Annotated in this window: 20 protein-coding genes; 11 read left to right on the top strand and 9 right to left on the bottom strand. The window is 66.2% G+C overall.

Annotated elements, in window-relative coordinates:
* Window positions 1–22: 22 nt before the first annotated feature.
* Entirely contained in the window at window positions 23–2,629 is a 2,607-nt protein-coding gene (locus tag HMPREF3014_RS07425; protein ID WP_021205352.1) for a phosphomannomutase/phosphoglucomutase, read from the top strand.
* 16 nt (window positions 2,630–2,645) lie between these two features.
* Window positions 2,646–3,551, top strand: coding sequence for an acetylglutamate kinase (gene argB, locus HMPREF3014_RS07420; protein ID WP_003096572.1), 906 nt, complete (start codon window positions 2,646–2,648; stop codon window positions 3,549–3,551).
* 44 nt (window positions 3,552–3,595) lie between these two features.
* Here argB and sphR read toward each other — a convergent pair whose 3' ends face one another.
* Entirely contained in the window at window positions 3,596–4,666 is a 1,071-nt protein-coding gene (gene sphR, locus HMPREF3014_RS07415; protein WP_003114360.1) for an AraC family transcriptional regulator SphR, read from the bottom strand.
* A 224-nt stretch (window positions 4,667–4,890) separates the two neighbouring features.
* Between sphR and HMPREF3014_RS07410 the strand changes: the two genes are divergently transcribed.
* The gene (locus HMPREF3014_RS07410) at window positions 4,891–5,841 is read left to right on the top strand and encodes a SphA family protein (RefSeq protein WP_003114361.1); all 951 of its coding nucleotides are present in this window, start codon (window positions 4,891–4,893) and stop codon (window positions 5,839–5,841) included.
* 69 nt (window positions 5,842–5,910) lie between these two features.
* On the opposite strand, the gene HMPREF3014_RS07405 is transcribed toward HMPREF3014_RS07410, so the two are convergent.
* From HMPREF3014_RS07405 to HMPREF3014_RS07395, 3 genes are all read right to left on the bottom strand, one after another.
* On the bottom strand, window positions 5,911–7,119 hold the full coding sequence (locus tag HMPREF3014_RS07405) for a DSD1 family PLP-dependent enzyme (protein ID WP_073647832.1): 1,209 nt from the start codon (window positions 7,117–7,119) through the stop codon (window positions 5,911–5,913).
* Window positions 7,120–7,201: 82 nt separating this feature from the next.
* Window positions 7,202–8,530, bottom strand: a complete 1,329-nt coding sequence (locus HMPREF3014_RS07400; protein ID WP_003098304.1) for a D-arabinono-1,4-lactone oxidase — start codon at window positions 8,528–8,530, stop codon at window positions 7,202–7,204.
* Between the two features lie 77 nt (window positions 8,531–8,607).
* Window positions 8,608–8,997 (bottom strand): c-type cytochrome, encoded by a 390-nt coding sequence (locus HMPREF3014_RS07395; RefSeq protein WP_003098306.1) that lies wholly within the window; start codon window positions 8,995–8,997, stop codon window positions 8,608–8,610.
* 173 nt (window positions 8,998–9,170) lie between these two features.
* Here HMPREF3014_RS07395 and HMPREF3014_RS07390 point away from each other — a divergent pair, with 173 nt between their 5' ends.
* On the top strand, window positions 9,171–9,635 hold the full coding sequence (locus tag HMPREF3014_RS07390; protein ID WP_003098308.1) for an acyl-CoA thioesterase: 465 nt from the start codon (window positions 9,171–9,173) through the stop codon (window positions 9,633–9,635).
* Here the strand turns inward: HMPREF3014_RS07390 and HMPREF3014_RS07385 are convergent.
* Together HMPREF3014_RS07385 and pyrE are read right to left on the bottom strand one after the other, a co-directional pair.
* Window positions 9,615–10,232, bottom strand: coding sequence for a hypothetical protein (locus HMPREF3014_RS07385; RefSeq protein ID WP_003161150.1), 618 nt, complete (start codon window positions 10,230–10,232; stop codon window positions 9,615–9,617). The two genes, HMPREF3014_RS07390 and HMPREF3014_RS07385, sit on opposite strands and share 21 nt — an antisense overlap.
* 20 nt (window positions 10,233–10,252) lie before the next feature.
* Complete coding sequence (pyrE, locus tag HMPREF3014_RS07380; protein ID WP_003096586.1) at window positions 10,253–10,894, bottom strand: orotate phosphoribosyltransferase; 642 nt, start codon at window positions 10,892–10,894, stop codon at window positions 10,253–10,255.
* 80 nt (window positions 10,895–10,974) lie between these two features.
* Here pyrE and HMPREF3014_RS07375 point away from each other — a divergent pair, with 80 nt between their 5' ends.
* Window positions 10,975–11,754, top strand: coding sequence for an exodeoxyribonuclease III (locus HMPREF3014_RS07375; protein ID WP_003098313.1), 780 nt, complete (start codon window positions 10,975–10,977; stop codon window positions 11,752–11,754).
* Window positions 11,755–11,812: 58 nt separating this feature from the next.
* Here HMPREF3014_RS07375 and HMPREF3014_RS07370 read toward each other — a convergent pair whose 3' ends face one another.
* Both HMPREF3014_RS07370 and rph read right to left on the bottom strand, forming a co-directional pair.
* Window positions 11,813–12,184: a DUF4870 domain-containing protein gene (locus HMPREF3014_RS07370; RefSeq protein WP_003096590.1), complete on the bottom strand. Its 372-nt coding sequence runs from the start codon at window positions 12,182–12,184 to the stop codon at window positions 11,813–11,815.
* Window positions 12,185–12,230: 46 nt separating this feature from the next.
* Window positions 12,231–12,950 carry a ribonuclease PH gene (gene rph / locus HMPREF3014_RS07365; protein ID WP_003096595.1) on the bottom strand — a complete coding sequence of 240 codons (720 nt, stop codon included), beginning with the start codon at window positions 12,948–12,950 and terminating at the stop codon, window positions 12,231–12,233.
* A gap of 180 nt (window positions 12,951–13,130) precedes the next feature.
* On the opposite strand from rph, the gene HMPREF3014_RS07360 reads away from it, so the two are divergent.
* From HMPREF3014_RS07360 to HMPREF3014_RS07335, 6 genes are all read left to right on the top strand, one after another.
* Window positions 13,131–13,994 carry a YicC/YloC family endoribonuclease gene (locus HMPREF3014_RS07360; RefSeq protein ID WP_003096599.1) on the top strand — a complete coding sequence of 288 codons (864 nt, stop codon included), beginning with the start codon at window positions 13,131–13,133 and terminating at the stop codon, window positions 13,992–13,994.
* A 58-nt stretch (window positions 13,995–14,052) separates the two neighbouring features.
* Window positions 14,053–14,664 (top strand): guanylate kinase, encoded by a 612-nt coding sequence (gmk, locus tag HMPREF3014_RS07355; RefSeq protein ID WP_003098317.1) that lies wholly within the window; start codon window positions 14,053–14,055, stop codon window positions 14,662–14,664.
* An 88-nt stretch (window positions 14,665–14,752) separates the two neighbouring features.
* Window positions 14,753–15,019: a DNA-directed RNA polymerase subunit omega gene (gene rpoZ, locus HMPREF3014_RS07350; RefSeq protein ID WP_003096602.1), complete on the top strand. Its 267-nt coding sequence runs from the start codon at window positions 14,753–14,755 to the stop codon at window positions 15,017–15,019.
* Window positions 15,020–15,084: 65 nt separating this feature from the next.
* On the top strand, window positions 15,085–17,190 hold the full coding sequence (gene spoT, locus HMPREF3014_RS07345) for a bifunctional GTP diphosphokinase/guanosine-3',5'-bis pyrophosphate 3'-pyrophosphohydrolase (RefSeq protein ID WP_003096603.1): 2,106 nt from the start codon (window positions 15,085–15,087) through the stop codon (window positions 17,188–17,190).
* A gap of 61 nt (window positions 17,191–17,251) precedes the next feature.
* On the top strand, window positions 17,252–17,632 hold the full coding sequence (locus tag HMPREF3014_RS07340; RefSeq protein ID WP_003096609.1) for a RidA family protein: 381 nt from the start codon (window positions 17,252–17,254) through the stop codon (window positions 17,630–17,632).
* A 54-nt stretch (window positions 17,633–17,686) separates the two neighbouring features.
* Window positions 17,687–18,418, top strand: coding sequence for a hypothetical protein (locus tag HMPREF3014_RS07335; RefSeq protein WP_003096611.1), 732 nt, complete (start codon window positions 17,687–17,689; stop codon window positions 18,416–18,418).
* Between the two features lie 6 nt (window positions 18,419–18,424).
* On the opposite strand, the gene HMPREF3014_RS07330 is transcribed toward HMPREF3014_RS07335, so the two are convergent.
* On the bottom strand, window positions 18,425–19,045 hold the full coding sequence (locus HMPREF3014_RS07330) for a LysE family translocator (protein WP_023087915.1): 621 nt from the start codon (window positions 19,043–19,045) through the stop codon (window positions 18,425–18,427).
* Window positions 19,046–19,069: the final 24 nt, after the last annotated feature.

Raw genomic sequence — 19,069 nt, 5'->3', positions numbered from 1 at the left:
CGAGACGCCGAGGAGACGCGGCATGAAGCTTTTCCAGCGCACCGCCAAGGATGGGAACGAGTTGGGCGACCTGCTCGAACCGGAAAAGAAGCCGCGCAAGGCAGCGTCCGAACGCGCTGACGGCAAGGACCTGCTGCCCGGCATAGGCGCCAGCCTGCTGGGCGTGGCGGCTGCCGGCGCCCTGCTCTGGTTCGGCGTCTTCGGCGGCGCCGGTGAGGCGCAGCAGCGCCAGTTGGACGCGGCCTGGGCCGAAGGCCAGGCCGGCGCCTTGCGCCAGGCCTTGCAGCAACTCGCCGCCGACACCCGCGCCGCCGCGGCCAGCCCCCTCGCCCTCGAAGCCCTGCAAAGCGGCGACGCCGCCCGCATCGAGGCCGCCCAGCTCAGCCTGCTGGCCTGGGACGGCGTGGTCGATGCCCACCTGAACGCGCCCGGCCAGGCCGCCCAGGACAACGACAGCCCCGGCCCGGTCAGCTTCGCCGCCCTGGATATCCTGCACCGGGTGGAAAGTGGCCAGAACGTCGCCGCCGAAGCCTACAAGGTCGGCCAGCGCTGGCTGCTGTACAGCGCAGCGCCGGTGCGCGGCGCCGACCAGAGCCTGCAAGGCACGCTGCTGCTGGCGGTCGACCTGCAACGGCTGCTGCGCGCCCTGCCGCCCTTGCCGGGCGATGCCGGCCAGGTACAACTGGTCCAGCAGTTCTCCGGCGCACCGGCCCAGGTGCTGCTGCAACGCGGTACGCCGGCGCCGGGCAAGGGTGCGCAAGCGCTGGACAGCGGCAATCCGAACTGGAAACTGAACTACACGCCCGGCAGCGTCGCTTCGACCCAGGCCTCGCCGCTGCTGCCGGCACTCGCGGCGCTGCTGGCGCTGCTCGGCGGCATCCTCGGCGCCTACCTCACCCGTTCGTCGCTGTTGCGCCGCCTGCATCAGGATGTCCTGACCCTCGGTCAGTATCTTCAGGAACTCGGCGGGCAACGCACTGCCAAACCCCCTGTGCCTAGCCTGCCGGGCTTCGCCCCGCTGATCCAGGCATTGGCCCGCCAGCCGCGGCGCAAGCCGGAGCCGACCAGCGTGCCCAGCCCTGCCAAGGCAGCGCCGGTGGCGCCGGTGGCGGTGGCGAAAGCGCCTCCTCGCGAGGAGCCGGCATTGGCAGATCCGTTGTTCCAGAACACCGACATTCTGGATATCGACATTCTCGATGAAGACCAGGACCTCCTGGGATTGGAGCAAACCCCCATCATGAGCACTGCAAAAGCACCGACGCTGCCCGCCAGCATCTTCCGCGCCTACGACATCCGTGGCGTGGTAGGCGATACCCTCACCGCCGAGACCGCCTACTGGATCGGTCGCGCCATCGGCTCGGAAAGCCTCGCCCGCGGCGAACCGTGCGTCGCTGTCGGCCGCGATGGCCGCCTGTCCGGTCCCGAGCTGGTCAAGCAGCTGATCCAGGGCCTGGTGGACTGCGGTTGCCAGGTCAGCGACGTGGGCATGGTGCCTACCCCGGTGCTGTACTACGCGGCCAACGTGCTCGAGGGCAAGTCCGGGGTGATGCTGACCGGCAGCCACAACCCGCCGGACTACAACGGCTTCAAGATCGTGGTCGCCGGCGAGACCCTGGCCAACGAGCAGATCCAGGCCCTGCGCGAGCGCATCGAGAAAAACGACCTGGCATCCGGCGTCGGCAGCGTAGAGCAGGTCGACATCCTGCCGCGCTACTTCAAGCAGATCCGCGACGACATCGCCATGGCCAAGCCGATGAAGGTGGTGGTCGACTGCGGCAACGGCGTGGCCGGGGTGATCGCCCCGCAGTTGATCGAGGCCCTGGGCTGCAGCGTGATCCCGCTGTACTGCGAGGTCGACGGCAACTTCCCGAACCACCATCCGGACCCGGGCAAGCCGGAGAACCTGAAGGACCTGATCGCCAAGGTCAAGGCCGAGAACGCCGACCTGGGCCTGGCCTTCGACGGCGACGGCGATCGCGTCGGCGTGGTCACCAATACCGGTACCATCATCTATCCGGACCGTCTGCTGATGCTGTTCGCCAAGGACGTGGTCTCGCGCAACCCGGGGGCCGACATCATCTTCGACGTCAAGTGCACCCGCCGTCTGATCGCCCTGATCAGCGGCTACGGCGGCCGTCCGGTGATGTGGAAGACCGGCCACTCGCTGATCAAGAAGAAGATGAAGGAAACCGGCGCCCTGCTGGCTGGCGAGATGAGCGGCCACGTGTTCTTCAAGGAGCGCTGGTTCGGCTTCGACGATGGCATCTACAGCGCCGCCCGCCTGCTGGAAATCCTCAGCCAGGATCAGCGTGACAGCGAGCACGTGTTCTCGGCCTTCCCGAGCGACATTTCCACCCCGGAAATCAACATCACCGTCACCGAGGACAGCAAGTTCGCCATCATCGAGGCGCTGCAACGCGACGCCCAATGGGGCGAAGGCAACATCACCACCCTCGACGGCGTGCGGGTCGACTACCCCAAAGGCTGGGGCCTGGTACGCGCCTCCAACACCACTCCCGTGCTGGTCCTGCGCTTCGAAGCGGACACCGAGGAAGAGCTGGAGCGCATCAAGACCGTCTTCCGTAACCAACTGAAGGCAGTGGATTCCTCGCTGCCCGTGCCCTTCTGACATGTCGGAGCTCCCCATGACCCTGAGTCGCGATGACGCCGCCCAGGTTGCCAAGGTCCTTTCCGAGGCCCTGCCCTACATTCGCCGCTTCGTCGGCAAGACGCTGGTGATCAAGTACGGCGGCAACGCCATGGAGAGCGAGGAGCTGAAGGCCGGCTTCGCCCGCGACGTGGTGCTGATGAAAGCGGTCGGCATCAACCCGGTGGTGGTGCATGGCGGCGGCCCGCAGATCGGAGACCTGCTCAAGCGCCTGTCGATCGAGAGCCACTTCATCGACGGCATGCGCGTCACCGACGCGGCGACCATGGACGTGGTGGAGATGGTCCTCGGCGGCCAGGTGAACAAGGACATCGTCAACCTGATCAACCGCCACGGCGGCAGCGCCATCGGCCTGACCGGCAAGGACGCCGAGCTGATCCGCGCGAAGAAGCTCACCGTGACCCGCCAGACCCCGGAGATGACCAAGCCGGAGATCATCGACATCGGCCACGTGGGCGAAGTCACCGGGGTCAACGTCGGGCTGCTGAACATGCTGGTCAAGGGCGACTTCATTCCGGTGATCGCGCCGATCGGCGTGGGCAGCAACGGCGAGTCCTACAACATCAATGCCGACCTGGTGGCCGGCAAGGTGGCGGAAGCGCTGAAGGCCGAGAAACTGATGCTGCTGACCAACATCGCCGGCCTGATGGACAAGCAGGGCCAGGTGCTGACCGGGCTGTCCACCGAACAGGTCAACGAGCTGATCGCCGACGGCACCATCTACGGCGGCATGCTGCCGAAGATCCGCTGCGCCCTGGAAGCGGTGCAGGGCGGCGTGACCAGCGCGCACATCATCGATGGCCGGGTGCCGAATGCCGTGCTGCTGGAAATCTTCACCGACAGCGGCGTCGGCACCCTGATCAGCAACCGCAAGCGTCACTGATCGCCCGCCACGGCGCGCTCCGGCGCGCCATGGCGGTTCCTCCATTAGCGTCGCGCGGCCAGCGTGAAGACCTGGTCCAACGGGCTCGTGCCCTCGCTACGGAAGGTCGCCGGGCTCACTCCCGTCCAGCGCTTGAACGCGCGCCTGAAACTGCGGATATCACGATATCCCACTTCCTCGGTGATACGTTCGATGGACATCCCGGGGTTGCCCAGCAGGCTCATCGCCCGCCCTCGCCGCACCTGCTCCAGCAACGCCTCGAAGGTCAGCCCGTGTTCGGCCAGCCGGCGCCGCAGGGTGCGGCTGCTCATGTTCAGTTCGGCGGAAATCCTTTCGATCTGGCTGCCCAGGCTTAGGTCGCGGGCGATGGCCCGTTCCACCGCCTGGACCAAGTCGAGTTTCCGGTGCACCTGGGTGCTTTCCTGCTCCAGCAGGGCCAGCGCCTGGCGCAACGCCGGCAGGTTGTGGTTGGGCAGGCGCATGTCCAGCCAGTGGCTGGCGATCGCCATGCGGTTGTGCAGGCAGCCGAAGCGTACCTGGGGCCCCAGCAGGCGCAGGTATTCGCCCGCGTAGGGCGGAGCGGCATGGATGAGTTCGATGCCCAGCGGTTCGAACGCCGGGCTGACCAGGGCACGCCCATACACCAGCAGGCTGGCGAAGAACTCCTCGATGGCGAACACCTGCACCTCACTGCTGGGCAGGTGGCATTCAACCTCGACGAAGAAGGTGTCGCCCTGCTGGTAGACGCTGGAGGTGACGATACCGCCCGAGCTGTGCTGGTAGCGCACGCCGATGTCGAACGCGTCGCGCAGGGTCCGGCACAGCGACAGCACATGGCCCAGCAGGCCAAGGGTACCGAGCACGTTCTGGTGTCCGACCCACAGCCCCAGTCCCCGCTCCGGCAGGGCCTGGAGGGCACGCTGGATCATGCTCACGGCCTGGCGGTAGGAGATGCGCTGGGTAGGGTCCTGCAGGTCTTCGACGGTGAAGCCCAGGCCCCGGCACAGCCGCGCGGGATCGACACCATGGCCTTCGACCACCTCGGCCAGCGTCTGCAGCAGGAAGGTGGATACCTGGGCGAGTTCGTAGCGCGCATCGGCGGCATTGTTGTGCATGGGCGAAATCCTGAGCCGGTCTCGGCTTCGTTCTTGTTCTGGCGGTGGATCGCGACATGGGATGAGCGTCCCATCATATAGCGTTCCGCACAGATGTAACAAAGCATTGCGCAGTGTCCGCAAATCCCCCCCTCGCTGACCGTCAATGCCCTGCCTCGGCCTGCCGTTAGGGCTTATTCCTATGCCGTGCCCCGAGCCACGCCAACAATAATAAGAGCCCGCCCATGAACCCGATCCGCCCCCACAGGCCCCTGCGCCTGGCCGCCTGCGTCACCCTCGCCGTCAGCTGCTGCACCCACGCCAGCGAAGGCGGCGTGGACAACATTGGTCCAGGAACCGACGGTTTCTTCACCCTGCCACTGGACGTCGACAACCTCCCCGACCACATGTTCGCCTTCAACGTCTACTACAACCACTACGAAGCCAGGAAGCTGAACATCAGCTCCTTCGGCGGCAAGGTGTCCGACGTGAAGATCAGCTCGGATGCGATCATCCCTCGCCTGGACTACCTGAGCCCGCTGCGGATCTTCGGCGGGCGCCTGGGCGGCTACATCGCCCAGCCCTATCTCCGCCAACGGGTGGCCGCGTTCGGCCTGAGCGACGAACGGGAAAGCATGGGCGACACCACCTTCGCGCCGATCATCCTCTGGGACATGGGCAAGGACCTGACCCTGGCCGCCGCCGTGGAGGTCACCGTGCCCACCGGCAAGTACGATGCCGAGCGGCTGGCCAACACCAGCAACAACTTCTACACCTACAAGCCGCTGTTCTCCTTCACCTGGCTGCCCACCGAACGCACCGAGCTGTCGCTGAAGGCCACCTACAGCTTCAACATGGAAAACCACGACACCGACTATCGCTCGGGGCAGATCTTCCATTTCGACTATTCCGCCAGCTACCGGGTGACCGACAACCTGCGCCTCGGCCTGAACGGCTACTACCTCAAGCAGACCACCGACGACAAACAGAACGGCGAGACCGTACGGGTGTTCGGTTTCGGCGAGGAAGTCGACGACGGCGTACGCGGCCAGGTCTTCGCCATCGGCCCGGCCGTGCACCTGACCTTCCTCAAGTACGCCAGCGCGGAGATCCGCTGGGCCAAGGAATTCGACGTGGAGAACCGCCCCGAGGGCGACATGCTCTGGGCCAAGCTGACCATTCCGTTCGAACTCTGAGGCATCGGAACGAAGCGGCAGCCCGGTATCCGCGGGCTGCCGCCATCGACGAGGAAAGCGCCAGGCGTCCTAGGCGTAAACCGGCCAGCGCTCGACGATCCGCCCGCCGCGCAGCGCCAGCAGGTCGCCGAATTGCAGCAGCACCGACTCGCTCTGGGTCGGCCGCAGGAAGACCTGGTCGTCCACCTCCAGGCCCACCGAAGGCGAGCCGTTGACCATTTCCTGGTTCGAGCTGCGCCCGTAGATGCCGTTGCTGCGCAGTCCCTCGGGCGAGGCGAAGTCGGCCATCCAGTTGCCGCCGTAGATGAAGAAGGTGCCGCGCTGGTTGGGGTCCCACCAGGAAAACAGCCGGGACTTGCCGTCCAGCGCCGGGATCTGCACCGCGCCGGTGCTCTTGAGTACCGGCGTGGCGATGTAGACGGCCGGCACATGCTCGGCCAGGGACGCCAGGTCGTAGTGGCTCGGCTTGAGCATGGCGGTGCCCACCGAGACCTCGCTGCTCAGCGTTTCCTTCTCGTGCATGCGATAGCTGGGGCTGCCGGCGGTATTCAGGGTCAGCTGTGGTGTCCACAGCGCGGCGAAGCGCTGGCGGGTGAAGTCGACATGTCCCTGGTAGAGCGCCATGACCTTGGCGAACAGCTCCTCGGGCGAACCGAGGATGCCCGGCACCCCCATTCCGACGAAGGGGTCGTAGCCCATGAAGCCAGCGAACTCCAGGTACTGCGGATGCGCCGCGATCAGCGCCAGCAATTCGCCCAGCGCGGCCTGGTCGGCCACCCCGCCGCGATGCAGGCCGACGTCCAGTTCGATGTTGACGCGCATCCGGGTACCCAGCCCCTGGGCCAGCGCCAGGTACTGACGCAAGCGCTGCGGCGTATCGATCAGCCATTGCAGCTGCCGCGCCGGGTCGAACGCACCCTTGTGCTCGCGGTAGAACAGTTCCGCCGAACGCACCGGCAACGGCTTGCCGAGGAGGATGTCGGCATCCGCAAAAGCGACCGCGTCGTGGTTGAGGAACGGTTGGTGGAAGGACATCAGCCGCCGGGTGCCGGCGCGCCTGGCGATGTACGCCAGCAGGCCGGGCGAAGGCAGCGATTTCTCCACCAGCCGCAGATGCTTGCCGCCGCGGCGGACCGAACGCATCACCACATCGATGTTGTGGTCCAGGCGATCGAGGTCGATGAGCAGCACCGGGCACATCGGGCCATTGGCCTTGAGTTCGCGGTTCAGCGCGCGGAAATAGTCGTCGTACGGCCAGCCACGGTCGGCGGGACGCATCCAGGCGGCAGTTCCCGCCAGCAGCGCGCCGGCCCCGAGGCCGGCGAACATGAACTTGCGTCGATTCACGGCGTCGCTCCTTTCAGGTCACGCCCAGGATGGAAGAGAGGTGCGCATTGAGGAACCGCCCGCGGGGATCCAGCGCCTGGCGCACCTCGGCGAATGCCTTCCAGCGCGGATAGAGCCCCTGCAACTGGTGCGCGTTGAGGCCATGCAGCTTGCCCCAGTGCGGCCGCCCGGCGTATTTCCAGAAGATCGGTTCCACCGCGGCGAAGAAGTTGTGGTGGTCCATGCTGTAGTGCTGATGCACGGAAATGGAACAACTGTCGCGGCCCTCGAACATGCTCAGGGGAATGTCGTCGGCCTTCACATAGCGGTACTCGATGGGAAACCAGGTGCGCAGGTCCTTGTCGCGGATCAGCGCGAGGATCTCCCGCAGGCAGGCGGGGCCATGCTCGGCGGGGACCGAGTACTCCATCTCGTTGAAGCGCACGTTGCGCACGTTGGCGTAGACCGCATAGGAATCGTCGACCCGCTCGTCGAAGCGGGCGAAATGGCGCAGGCTGTTGAGCAGGGTGCGGCGGGTCTCCGGGAAGTCGCTGAGGTACTTGTCGAGACCTTCGATCAGGCCGACGAACTCGTTGCCGCCTTCCTTCGCCGGGTCCAGGGGCGGGGTCTTCGGCTCGTCGGTCTCGTTGAGGGCGATCGACAGGGCGTAGTCGGAATGGGTCACCACCAGCATCTCCCAGTGCTGGTTCTCGCGCGTATTCTTCTCCACGTCTTCCAGCAATTCCTCGGTCCGGGCGATCCACTGCCGTTCACGCAGGCGGTAGGCCGCGCGGTTCTGCAGGCGCACCCGGGTCACGACGCCCAGCGCCCCCAGCGAGACCCGCGCGGCATCGAACACCTCCACGTTGCGCTTGGCGTCGCACTCGAGCACCTCGCCGCTCGCGGTGACCAGTTGCAGACCGCGAACCTGGGCGGAATAGGAACCGAAGCCGACCCCGGTGCCATGGGTGGAAGTAGCGATGGCGCCGGCCAGGGTCTGGTAATCGATATCAGCCATGTTCACCAGCGCCTGGCCGATCTCCTTGAGCGGAGCGCCCATCTGCGACATCGGCGTACCGCCGCCGAACTCGGCCTGGAGGGTCGCGCTGTCGTGGCTGAGCAAGCCGCTGAAGTAGGCGAGCGAGAGCAGGGTGCCGTCGGTCGGGACCAACGCGCTGAACGAATGCCCGGAGCCCACCGGGCGGATCCTGCCGGACGCCTGGCGGATGATCCGGACCAGTTCGTCGAGGTCTTTCGGTGCCTCCCGCGCCAGGGGCAGGCAGCTTTGCGCGCCGGACCAGTTGCGCCAGGGAATCAGGCGCGGTGCGCGGAGCAACTCCGCCAGCGCGGGGTTTCCCACCATGGCGGCGAACGCACCGAGCGCTCCCGCCCGTTGCAGGAGCTGGCGTCGCGACAGATGACTTGGCATGCCGGTATCCCCTATCGGTCCTGCGCTGCGGACATGAAATCGATCAAAGCCCGGAACTGTTCTTCCGAGCACTGCATGCACATGCCCATGGGTGGCATGCCCTTGTAGCCGTTGATGCTGTGGTCCAGCAGGGTGTCGATGCCCTGCGCCAGGCGTGGCGCCCAGGCAGCGGCATCGCCGGTCAGCGGCGCGCCGGAGGCGGGATTGGCGTGACAGAGCTTGCAACTGGCGGAATACACCTGCGCCAACGCAGGGTCCGCAGGGACACGCTGGGAATCGGCGGCCCGCGCCGGCGGCTCCGTGGATTCTCCGCAGGCCACCAGCATCAGGCCCAGGGCAAGCAGCAACCCCGGGCGGCAAAGGCGCGAGTTGCCCGGTCCGGGGCGGAGCGTGGACGACATGGTGTTCCTCTCTCGTTGCGCACGGCGTGCGTTCTCGTCGAACAACACTAAGGCCGCGACGCCCCGAGGATGAGGGCAATGCGGGCCAGCGACGGGGGGTTCTGCGGCCAGCCCTTTCGCACCGCGCGATGGCGGTCTAGAGTCGATGTCTGCAGCAGCGTCGAGGAGCCGGCATGAGCAGCGCAGCACAGCGCCAGAACTACACCTTCTTCCATTCCCTGCGGGTTCGCTGGGCGGAGGTCGATCCGCAGGGCATCGTCTTCAACGGCAACTACCTGACCTATCTCGACGTCGCCACCACCGAGTACTACCGCCAGCTCGGCATGTCCTACCCGGCCGACCTGCTGCGCGGCGGAGGCGACCTGTTCGCGGTGAAGAGCACCCTGGAATACCGCGCCCCGGCGCATTTCGACGACTGGCTGGACATCGGCACCCGCGTGGCGCGGCTGGGGCGCAGCAGCCTGGTTTTCGAGCTGGGCATCTGGCGCGACGAGCAGTTGCTCACCGTCGGCGAGCTGGTCTACGTCTATGCGGATGCGAACGAGCGACAGAGCCAGCCCCTGCCGGACTGGCTGCGCGAGAAGATCAGGGCGTTCGAGCGACAGTCGCCAGTGGAATCAGGGACTCACGCCGAGTAGCTGGGAGAGCCGCGCGCGGTCGGCGGCATAGGTTCTTTCCGCGTCTTCGCGGGCCTTCTGGAAACGCCCGATCTCGCCCTGCAGGCGCTTTTCCTCCTGCTTGAGATCGTCCAACTGGTCCACCAGCGCCTGCGCCACCGGACGTCCGGCACGCTCCTGGTTGGCCGCCTGGCCTTGCAGGTTGGCCTGTTGCAGCTTGAGCGACTGCAGGTTGCCGCGCGCCACGCTGCTCAGCCCGTCCAGTTCCGCCAGGCGCCGTTCGCGAGCGCGGTCGACGTCCTCGAGGCTGGAATACAGGCGCAGCAGCTGCGCATCGGAGCTGGCCTGGGCTTGGGCCGCCTTGCGCTGCCGCAGTTCCTCGGCGGTCGGCGCCGGCGGTACGGTGCGGATAACCCGGCCCTGGTCGTTGAGGACCTGGTAGCCCTTGCCGATGTACTGCGGCGGCACACCCTGGCGGTCGAGCACCACCACGCCCTTGTCGTTGACGTAGCGGTACAGCTCCACCGCTCCGCCCGGCGCCGCCTGGGCGCCGAAGGAAAGCCCCTGGAGCACCAGCCCCAGGGCCATCAGGCAACGCATTACATCCTGTCCGACCATGCCAGTCCCTTGTGAAAGGTTCAGATACCGTATTGGGCGCGATAGGCCTCTACCGCCGGCAGATGCTTCTTCAGTTCAGCATCTTCGGCAAGATATTCCAGCACCTGCTCCAGGGAAACGATGCTCACCACCGGCATGCCGAAGTCGCGCTCGACCTCCTGGATCGCCGACAGCTCGCCCTTGCCGCGCTCCTGGCGGTTCAGCGCGATCAGCACGCCCGCGGCCCTGGCGCCCTGGGCGTCGATGATCTGCATCACTTCGCGGATCGCGGTGCCGGCGGTGATCACGTCGTCGATGATCAGCACCCGGCCGCTCAGCGGCGCGCCGACCAGCGTGCCGCCTTCGCCGTGGTCCTTGGCTTCCTTGCGGTTGAAGCACCAGGGCAGGTCGCGTTGGTGCTGCTCGGCGAGGGCCACCGCGGTGGTGGCGGCCAGGGGAATGCCCTTGTAGGCCGGGCCGAACAGGACGTCGAAGTCGATTCCGCTGTCGATCACCGCCTCGGCGTAGAAGCGTCCCAGGCGGGCCAGCGCCAGGCCGCTGTCGAACAGGCCGGCATTGAAGAAATAGGGGCTGGTGCGCCCGGACTTGAGGGTGAACTCACCGAAGCGCAGAACCCCGCGCTCGATGGCGAAACGAATGAAATCGCGCTGATACGCCTGCATGAATGACACCAAGCCGCATGAATTTAGCTAAACCGTTTGAGCTCGGGTATCATACACGCACGTGATTTTGGGGGCCATTTATGCGGATCATCAGTGTGAACGTGAATGGTATTCAGGCTGCGGCCGAGCGCGGTTTGCTCAGTTGGCTGCAAGCACAGAATGCCGACGTGATCTGCTTGCAGGACACCCGAGCCTCCGCCTTCGATCTGGATGACCCGTCCTTCCAACTGGACGGCTACTTCCTTTATGCCTGCGATGCCGAGCTACCCGAACAGGGCGGTGTCGCACTCTACAGCCGTTTGCAGCCCAAAGCTGTGATCAGCGGCTTAGGTTTCGAAACGGCCGATCGTTACGGGCGCTACCTGCAAGCCGACTTCGACAAGGTGAGTATCGCCACCCTGCTGCTGCCTTCCGGGCAGAGCGGAGACGAGAGCTTGAACCAGAAATTCAAGTTCATGGACGACTTCACCCATTACTTGAGCAAGCAGCGTCGCAAGCGCCGCGAATACATCTACTGCGGCTCGCTGTACGTCGCCCATCAGAAGATGGATGTGAAGAACTGGCGCGAATGTCAGCAGATGCCGGGCTTCCTCGCGCCCGAACGGGCCTGGCTGGACGAAGTGTTCGGCAACCTCGGCTATGCCGACGCCCTGCGCGAAGTCAGCCGCGAAGGCGACCAGTTCAGTTGGTGGCCGGACAGCGAACAGGCCGAGATGCTCAACCTCGGCTGGCGCTTCGACTACCAGGTGCTGACCCCCGGCCTGCGCCGCTTCGTGCGCAACGCCAAGCTGCCGCGCCAGCCGCGCTTCTCCCAGCATGCGCCGCTGATCGTCGACTACGACTGGCAGTTGAGCATCTGAGCCCTGTCAGACACGAAAAAGCCGGCGCATGCGCCGGCTTTTCTATTTCCCGTGCGGCCTACTTGATCAGCCGCAGGCAGAACGGATAGCGATAGGCCTTGCCTTCGTTGGCCTTGATGCCGGCGATGATGGTCAACACCAGCGCCGCCAGGCAGACCAGGCCGAGCAGGAAGAAGCCGATCACCACCAGCATCAGCAGGAAGCTGACGAACATCGCCAGCGCCACGGTGATCTGGAAGTTCAGCGCTTCCTTGCCCTGGGCGTCGACGAACGGATCGCTCTCGCGCTTGAGTTGCCAGACGATCAGCGGCCCGAGCAGGCTGCCGAAGGGAAACACCAGGCCGATGAACGCCGCGAAATGGCAGAACATCGCCCATTGCCGGGCTTCCTGGCCGGGGGTCGCGGCGACCTCTTCGGATACATCGTTCATGTAGCGCTCCTTCTCCGGGGCCCGGCAGGCAGTGCCGGGCGTCTGCTCATTCGGCCAGCGCGGCGCGCTGAAGTTCGAACAGCTCCTGCATGCCCTGCTGGGCCAGTTCGAGCATGGCGTTCAGCTCGGCGGGACGGAACGGCGCGCCTTCGGCGGTTCCCTGCACCTCGATGAAGCCGCCGGCATCGGTCATCACTACGTTCAGGTCGGTTTCCGCGGCGGAATCCTCCAGGTAGTCCAGGTCGAGGACCGGCACGCCCTGGTAGATGCCCACGGAAACGGCGGCGACCATTTGCTTCAGCGGATTGCCCTTGAGCGCGCCACGCTTCTTCAGCACCGCCAGGGCGTCGATCAGCGCCACGGTGGCGCCGGTGATTGAGGCGGTGCGGGTGCCGCCGTCGGCCTGGATCACGTCGCAGTCGATGTACAGGGTGTTCTCGCCGAGCTTGCTGAGGTCCAGCGCCGCTCGCAGGGAGCGGCCGATCAGGCGCTGGATCTCCAGGGTACGACCGCCCTGCTTGCCGCGGCTGGCCTCGCGCTGGTTACGCTCGCCGGTGGAGCGCGGCAGCATGCCGTACTCGGCGGTCAACCAACCCTGGCCCTGGCCCTTGAGGAAGCGCGGCACCCCGGACTCGGCGCTGACGGTGCAGATCACCTTGGTATCGCCGAACTCGACCAGCACCGAACCTTCTGCGTGCTTGGTGTAATGGCGGGTGATGCGGATCGGGCGCAGCTGGTCGGCGGCACGGCCACTGGGACGATTCATCGTGGATATCCTGTACTGAGAAAGCGGAATTGGCCGCCATTATAGAGGCCAGCCTGGGCTCTCAACCACCGTCGGCGTGCGGGCCCCGCCGGACGTGGGTTACAATGCCCGGCTCGAATCACGGCAGCCGCGCGCGTCCGGCGCCGAACGCACTCCCCACACGACTATCGAGGTAGACCCATGGTGCACAGCATGACCGCCTTCGCCCGCGTCGAGCAGGCCGGTACCCACGGCACCCTGAGCTGGGAGCTGCGCTCGGTCAACCACCGTTACTTGGAGCCCCACCTGCGCCTGCCCGACGCCTTCCGCGACCTCGAAGGCGCGGTGCGCGAGGCGCTGCGCCAGGGCCTGTCGCGTGGCAAGGTGGAATGCACCCTGCGCTTCGCCGAGGAAACCGCCGGCAAGAGCCTGCAGGTCGACCAGGAGCGCGCCCGCCAACTGGTCGCCGCCGCCGAAGGCGTAGCCGCCCTGATCCGCCAGCCGGCGCCGCTCGATCCGCTCGCCGTGCTGGCCTGGCCCGGCGTACTGGTGGCCGACTCGGCCGATCCGCAGGCACTCAACGCCGCCGCCCTGGAAGCCTTCGGCCAGGCCCTGGAGCAACTCAAGGCCGGCCGCTCGCGCGAAGGCCAGGAGCTGGCGAAGCTGCTCAACGATCGGCTCGACGCGATGCTGGTGGAAGTCGGCAACCTGCGCGAACTGGTGCCGACCATGCTGGCCAACCAGCGGCAGAAGATCCTCGACCGCTTCGCCGAACTCAAGGCCGAACTCGATCCGCAGCGCCTGGAGCAGGAACTGGTCCTGCTGGCGCAGAAGAGCGATGTCGCCGAGGAGCTGGACCGCCTCGCCACCCACGTCGGCGAGGTCCGCCGGGTCCTCAAGGCCGGCGGCGCCGCCGGTCGGCGCCTGGACTTCCTGATGCAGGAACTCAACCGGGAAGCCAACACTCTAGGCTCCAAGGCGTTCGACCCGCGCTCGACCCAGGCGGCGGTCAACCTCAAGGTCCTGATCGAGCAGATGCGCGAGCAGGTCCAGAACATCGAATGACCGGCGGGCGCCTCCGCCCGATCTCTTTCCAACCCGTACGAAGCACCAGGAACACCTCATGTCCGGCACCCTGTACATCGTTTCCGCTCCCTCCGGCGCCGGCAAGACCAGCCTGGTGAAGGCCCTGCTCGACGCCGCCCCCGAGGTCCGCGTGTCCGTCTCCCATACCACCCGCGGCATGCGTCCGGGCGAGGTGGACGGGGTCAACTACCACTTCACCAGCCGCGAGGAATTCCTCGCCATGCTCGAACGCAACGAGTTCCTCGAGCACGCCGAAGTCTTCGGCAACCTCTACGGCACCTCGCAGCGCTGGGTCGAGAAAACCCTCGCCGAAGGCCTCGACCTGATCCTCGAGATCGACTGGCAGGGCGCCCAGCAGGTGCGCCGGCTGATGCCCGAGGCCCAATCGATCTTCATCCTCCCGCCGAGCCAGGAAGCCCTGCGCCAGCGCCTGACCAACCGCGGCCAGGACAGCGACGAGGTGATCGAGCGGCGCATGCGCGAAGCCGTCAGCGAAATGAGCCACTACGTGGAGTACGATCACCTGGTGATCAACGACGATTTCGCCCACGCCCTGGACGACCTCAAGGCGATCTTCCGCGCCCGCCAGTTGCGCCAGGACGCCCAGCAGCAACGCCACGCCGAACTGCTCGGTCGTCTGCTCGCCTAAATCGGCTCTTCCATAAAGATTGGCGATTTTTTAGACTATTCAGTCCGCCCGGCAAACGTCGGGCTCACTTTTCGTTACGAGGAACACCATGGCCCGCGTCACCGTTGAAGACTGCCTGGACAACGTCGATAACCGTTTCGAGCTGGTCATGCTCGCCACCAAGCGCGCCCGTCAGCTGGCTACCGGCGGCAAGGAGCCGAAAGTGGCCTGGGAAAACGACAAGCCGACCGTCGTCGCCCTGCGCGAGATCGCTTCCGGCCTGGTCGATGAGAACGTCGTCCAGCAGGAAGACATCGTCGAGGACGAACCGCTGTTCGCAGCGTTCGACGACGAGGCCAACACCGAGGCCCTGTAAGCCATGGCCTCGGCTCGACGTCGCCTGCGAGCGCCGCAACCCGCCTACGGGCAGGGGGTGAACCCTTGCCGGGCATAGACGCCTTCGCCGACAGACTGTCGAGCTACCTCGGGCCGGACCAGGTCAACCTGGTCCGCCGCGCCTACTACTACGCCGAGCAGGCCCACGACGGGCAACGCCGCCGCAGCGGCGAACCGTACGTGACCCACCCGCTGGCGGTCTCCAACATCCTCGCCGACATGCACATGGACCATCAGAGCCTGATGGCCGCGATGCTGCACGACGTGATCGAGGACACCGGCATCGCCAAGGAAGCGCTCACCGCGCAGTTCGGCGAGACGGTTTCGGAACTGGTCGACGGGGTCAGCAAGCTGACCCAGATGAACTTCGAGACCAAGGCCGAGGCCCAGGCCGAGAACTTCCAGAAGATGGCCATGGCCATGGCCCGCGATATCCGCGTGATCCTGGTCAAGCTGGCCGACCGCCTGCACAACATGCGCACCCTCGAGGTGCTGTCCGGCGAGAAGCGCCGGCGCATCGCCAAGGAAACCCTGGAAATCTACGCGCCCATCGCCAACCGCCTGGGCATGCACACCATGCGCGTGGAGTTCGAGGACCTCGGTTTCAAGGCCATGCACCCGATGCGCGCCGAGCGCATCCGCCAGGCGGTGAAGAAGGCCCGCGGCAACCGCCGCGAGATCGTCGGCAAGATCCAGGAGTCGCTGGTCAACTGCCTCGCCCGCGAAGGCATGGAAGGCCAGGTGATCGGCCGCGAGAAGCACCTCTACAGCATCTACCAGAAGATGCGCGGCAAGCGTAAGGCGTTCAACGAGATCATGGACGTCTACGCCTTCCGCATCATCGTCGACAAGGTCGATACCTGCTATCGCGTACTGGGCGCCGTGCACAGCCTGTACAAGCCGTTCCCCGGACGCTTCAAGGACTACATCGCGATTCCCAAGGCCAACGGCTACCAGTCGCTGCATACCACCCTGTTCGGCATGCACGGGGTGCCCATCGAGATCCAGATCCGTACCCGCGAGATGGAAGAGATGGCCAACCACGGGATCGCCGCGCACTGGCTGTACAAGTCCAACGACGAGACGCCCAAGGGCACCCATGCCCGCGCCCGGCAATGGGTGAAGGGCGTGCTGGAACTGCAGCAGCGCGCCGGCAACTCGCTGGAATTCATCGAGAACGTGAAGATCGACCTGTTCCCGGACGAGGTCTACGTGTTCACGCCCAAGGGCCGCATCATGGAACTGCCCAAGGGTTCCACCGCGGTCGACTTCGCCTACGCGGTGCACACCGACGTCGGCAACAGTTGCATCGCCTGCCGCATCAACCGTCGCCTGGCGCCGCTCTCCGAGCCGTTGCAGAGCGGCCAGACGGTGGAAATCGTCACCGCCCCGGGCGCCCGGCCGAACCCGGCCTGGCTGAGCTTCGTGGTCACCGGCAAGGCGCGCACCCATATCCGCCATGCGCTCAAGCTGCAACGCCGCTCCGAGTCGATCAACCTCGGCGAGCGCCTGCTGAACAAGACCCTTACCGGCTTCGACAGCCACCTCGAGAAGATTCCCCAGGAACGCATCCAGGCCGTGCTCGCCGAGTACCGCATGGAAGTCTTCGAGGACCTGCTGGAAGAGATCGGCCTGGGCAACCGCATGGCCTACGTGGTCGCCCGCCGCCTGCTGTCCAGCGAGGGCGAGGAAGCGCCAAGCGCCGAGGGTCCGCTGGCGATCCGCGGCACCGAAGGCCTGGTCCTGAGCTACGCCAAGTGCTGCACGCCGATTCCCGGCGACCCGATCGTTGGCCACCTGTCCGCCGGCAAGGGCATGGTGGTGCACCTGGAAAGCTGCAAGAACATCAGCGAAGTACGCCACAACCCGGAAAAATGCATCCAGCTCAGCTGGGCCAAGGATGTCACCGGCGAATTCAATGTCGAACTACGCGTCGAGCTGGAGCACCAGCGTGGCCTGATCGCCCTGCTCGCCACCAGCGTCAACGCGGCCGACGGCAACATCGAGAAGATCAGCATGGACGAGCGCGACGGTCGCATCAGCGTGGTCCAGCTGGTCGTCAGCGTGCACGATCGCGTCCACCTGGCCCGCGTCATCAAGAAGCTGCGCGCCCTCAAGGGAGTGATCCGGATCACCCGCCTGCGTAGCTGACCCGCTTTTTCCTGTGTCATCCGGCGCCCCCGCGCCCACTCGATTTCAGCAAGGAGTTCCCATGACCAAGACCGTTATCCACACCGACAACGCCCCGGCCGCCATCGGCACCTACTCCCAGGCCATCAAGGCCGGCAATACCGTCTACGTGTCCGGGCAGATCCCGCTGGACCCGAAGACCATGGAACTGGTGGAAGGCTTCGAGGAGCAGACCGTCCAGGTGTTCGAGAACCTCAAGGCGGTGATCGAGGCTTCCGGCGGCTACCTGCACGACGTCGCCAAGCTGAACATCTTCCTCACCGACCTGTCGCACTTCGCCAAGGTCAACGAGATCATGGGCCGCTACTTCACCCAGCCCTACCCGGCGCGCGCCGCTATCGGCGTAGCCGCCCTGCCGAAGGGCGCACAGGTGGAAATGGACGCCATCGTCGTCCTCGAATAAGCCGGATGTTCGCGACGGGGCCCAAGGCCCCGTCGCTCTGCATGGAGTAGCACGATGCGCCGCGTGATTTTCCTCGCCGCAGCCGCCACCCTGCTGGCCGGCTGCGCCGGCACGGCCGATCCGTCCGGCACCTGGATCAACCAGGCCGCGATCGACGCCGCGAGCAAGGACGGCAAGCTGCGCGAGGCCCTGCTCGCCTATGGCCCGAACCTGGAATGGAAGCTCGACAGCAAGGCAGGCGAAGCCACCTTCAGCAACGGCTTCGAACTGGGCGAAGGGACCCTGAGCAAGAGCGATGACGAGCACTGGAAGGTTGCCTTCTATGGCGACGACAACCAGGAGAGTCTCGAACTGGACGGCAAGGAGCTGATCCAGCAGGCCAGCGCCAACGGCCCGGAACAGCGTTTCCGCCGTCTCGACCCGCAACCCGCGGCCAACAGCCCTGCCGGCAGCGGTTTCGAGCGGGCCTTGTATGGCAGCTATCTGAAGGGCAGCTGGAAGATCCGCGAAGGCCAGGGCCAGGGCGGCAAGGTCGAGTTCCAGGCCAATGGCCTGGTCAGCGGTCTGCCCGGCGCCGAACGCTACGCGCTGTGCCTGGCCGGCGATTGCGCAGCGATGAGCGGCGACAACGACAGCATCTGGCTGCAACAAGGCAACCGCGGCCGCGAATTGCTGTTCAGCCTCGACGACGACGAGCTGCAACTGTTCGAAGCGGTCAATACCGCCGGCGCCAACGAGATGCCCAGCTACGTGCCCGGCAAGCGCGTCTGGCTGCTGGAGCGCTGAGGCCTCTCAGAGGGCGGCCAGCACCAGCCAGCCGCCCAGCGCCAGCAGCAGGACGCCGCACAGCCGGTCCAGCGCACCTACCCGCCGTTGCAACCAGCCGCGCCAGCGCGGCCTGTCCAGCAGGCGCACCAGCGCCATGTCCCAGCACAGCACCGCCAGGCTCATCCACGCCAGGCACAGGGCCAGCGCCCAGCCCGGCAGGCTGAAGCGCGCCAGCACGCCGAACAGCCCCGCATAGAAGATCGGCAGCTTGGGATTCAGGCTGCTCGCCAGCAGGCCGTCGCGCAGCCCGCGCAGATAGCCACCGCGGGACGGGACGTCGCGCTGCGCCGGCATTTCCAGTCGCCTCTGCGCAAGCAGCGCCTGGCCCGCCAACCAGAGGAAGTACAGTCCGCCGAGCGCCTGCAGCCAGCGCAAGGCGCTGTGCGCCGAGTCCGGCACGCTGGCCAGCAGGCCGAGCACCAGCAGCATGCTCAGGAGGTTGGCCAGGGCGATGCCGGCGGCCACCCCGTCGGCCTGGCGCCGGTCGCGCAGCAGGGCGGCGCGTACCAACAGGAAGAAGTCCGGCCCCGGCGACAGCAGGGCAGCGAAATGGGTACTGGCGACAAGGACGAACGCGGCGAACATGAAGGCCCCTCGAAACGCGAAGGC

This window comes from Pseudomonas sp. HMSC065H01, from assembly GCF_001815235.1.
In the GTDB taxonomy this organism is placed as follows: Bacteria; Pseudomonadota; Gammaproteobacteria; order Pseudomonadales; family Pseudomonadaceae; genus Pseudomonas; species Pseudomonas aeruginosa.
Note: the sequence above shows the minus strand (reverse complement) of the source record. Positions and strands in the feature narration are given on the sequence as shown.

Excerpts from the sequence above, each read along its gene's own strand:
- HMPREF3014_RS07425 (WP_021205352.1), top strand. The coding sequence starts at position 23 with ATGAAGCTTTTCCAGCGCACCGCCAAGGATGGGAACGAGTTGGGCGAC.
- argB (WP_003096572.1), top strand. The coding sequence starts at position 2,646 with ATGACCCTGAGTCGCGATGACGCCGCCCAGGTTGCCAAGGTCCTTTCC.
- sphR (WP_003114360.1), bottom strand. The coding sequence starts at position 4,666 with ATGCACAACAATGCCGCCGATGCGCGCTACGAACTCGCCCAGGTATCC.
- HMPREF3014_RS07410 (WP_003114361.1), top strand. The coding sequence starts at position 4,891 with ATGAACCCGATCCGCCCCCACAGGCCCCTGCGCCTGGCCGCCTGCGTC.
- HMPREF3014_RS07405 (WP_073647832.1), bottom strand. The coding sequence starts at position 7,119 with ATGCGTCCCGCCGACCGTGGCTGGCCGTACGACGACTATTTCCGCGCG.
- HMPREF3014_RS07400 (WP_003098304.1), bottom strand. The coding sequence starts at position 8,530 with ATGGTGGGAAACCCCGCGCTGGCGGAGTTGCTCCGCGCACCGCGCCTG.
- HMPREF3014_RS07395 (WP_003098306.1), bottom strand. The coding sequence starts at position 8,997 with ATGTCGTCCACGCTCCGCCCCGGACCGGGCAACTCGCGCCTTTGCCGC.
- HMPREF3014_RS07390 (WP_003098308.1), top strand. The coding sequence starts at position 9,171 with ATGAGCAGCGCAGCACAGCGCCAGAACTACACCTTCTTCCATTCCCTG.
- HMPREF3014_RS07385 (WP_003161150.1), bottom strand. The coding sequence starts at position 10,232 with ATGGTCGGACAGGATGTAATGCGTTGCCTGATGGCCCTGGGGCTGGTG.
- pyrE (WP_003096586.1), bottom strand. The coding sequence starts at position 10,894 with ATGCAGGCGTATCAGCGCGATTTCATTCGTTTCGCCATCGAGCGCGGG.
- HMPREF3014_RS07375 (WP_003098313.1), top strand. The coding sequence starts at position 10,975 with ATGCGGATCATCAGTGTGAACGTGAATGGTATTCAGGCTGCGGCCGAG.
- HMPREF3014_RS07370 (WP_003096590.1), bottom strand. The coding sequence starts at position 12,184 with ATGAACGATGTATCCGAAGAGGTCGCCGCGACCCCCGGCCAGGAAGCC.
- rph (WP_003096595.1), bottom strand. The coding sequence starts at position 12,950 with ATGAATCGTCCCAGTGGCCGTGCCGCCGACCAGCTGCGCCCGATCCGC.
- HMPREF3014_RS07360 (WP_003096599.1), top strand. The coding sequence starts at position 13,131 with ATGGTGCACAGCATGACCGCCTTCGCCCGCGTCGAGCAGGCCGGTACC.
- gmk (WP_003098317.1), top strand. The coding sequence starts at position 14,053 with ATGTCCGGCACCCTGTACATCGTTTCCGCTCCCTCCGGCGCCGGCAAG.
- rpoZ (WP_003096602.1), top strand. The coding sequence starts at position 14,753 with ATGGCCCGCGTCACCGTTGAAGACTGCCTGGACAACGTCGATAACCGT.
- HMPREF3014_RS07340 (WP_003096609.1), top strand. The coding sequence starts at position 17,252 with ATGACCAAGACCGTTATCCACACCGACAACGCCCCGGCCGCCATCGGC.
- HMPREF3014_RS07335 (WP_003096611.1), top strand. The coding sequence starts at position 17,687 with ATGCGCCGCGTGATTTTCCTCGCCGCAGCCGCCACCCTGCTGGCCGGC.
- HMPREF3014_RS07330 (WP_023087915.1), bottom strand. The coding sequence starts at position 19,045 with ATGTTCGCCGCGTTCGTCCTTGTCGCCAGTACCCATTTCGCTGCCCTG.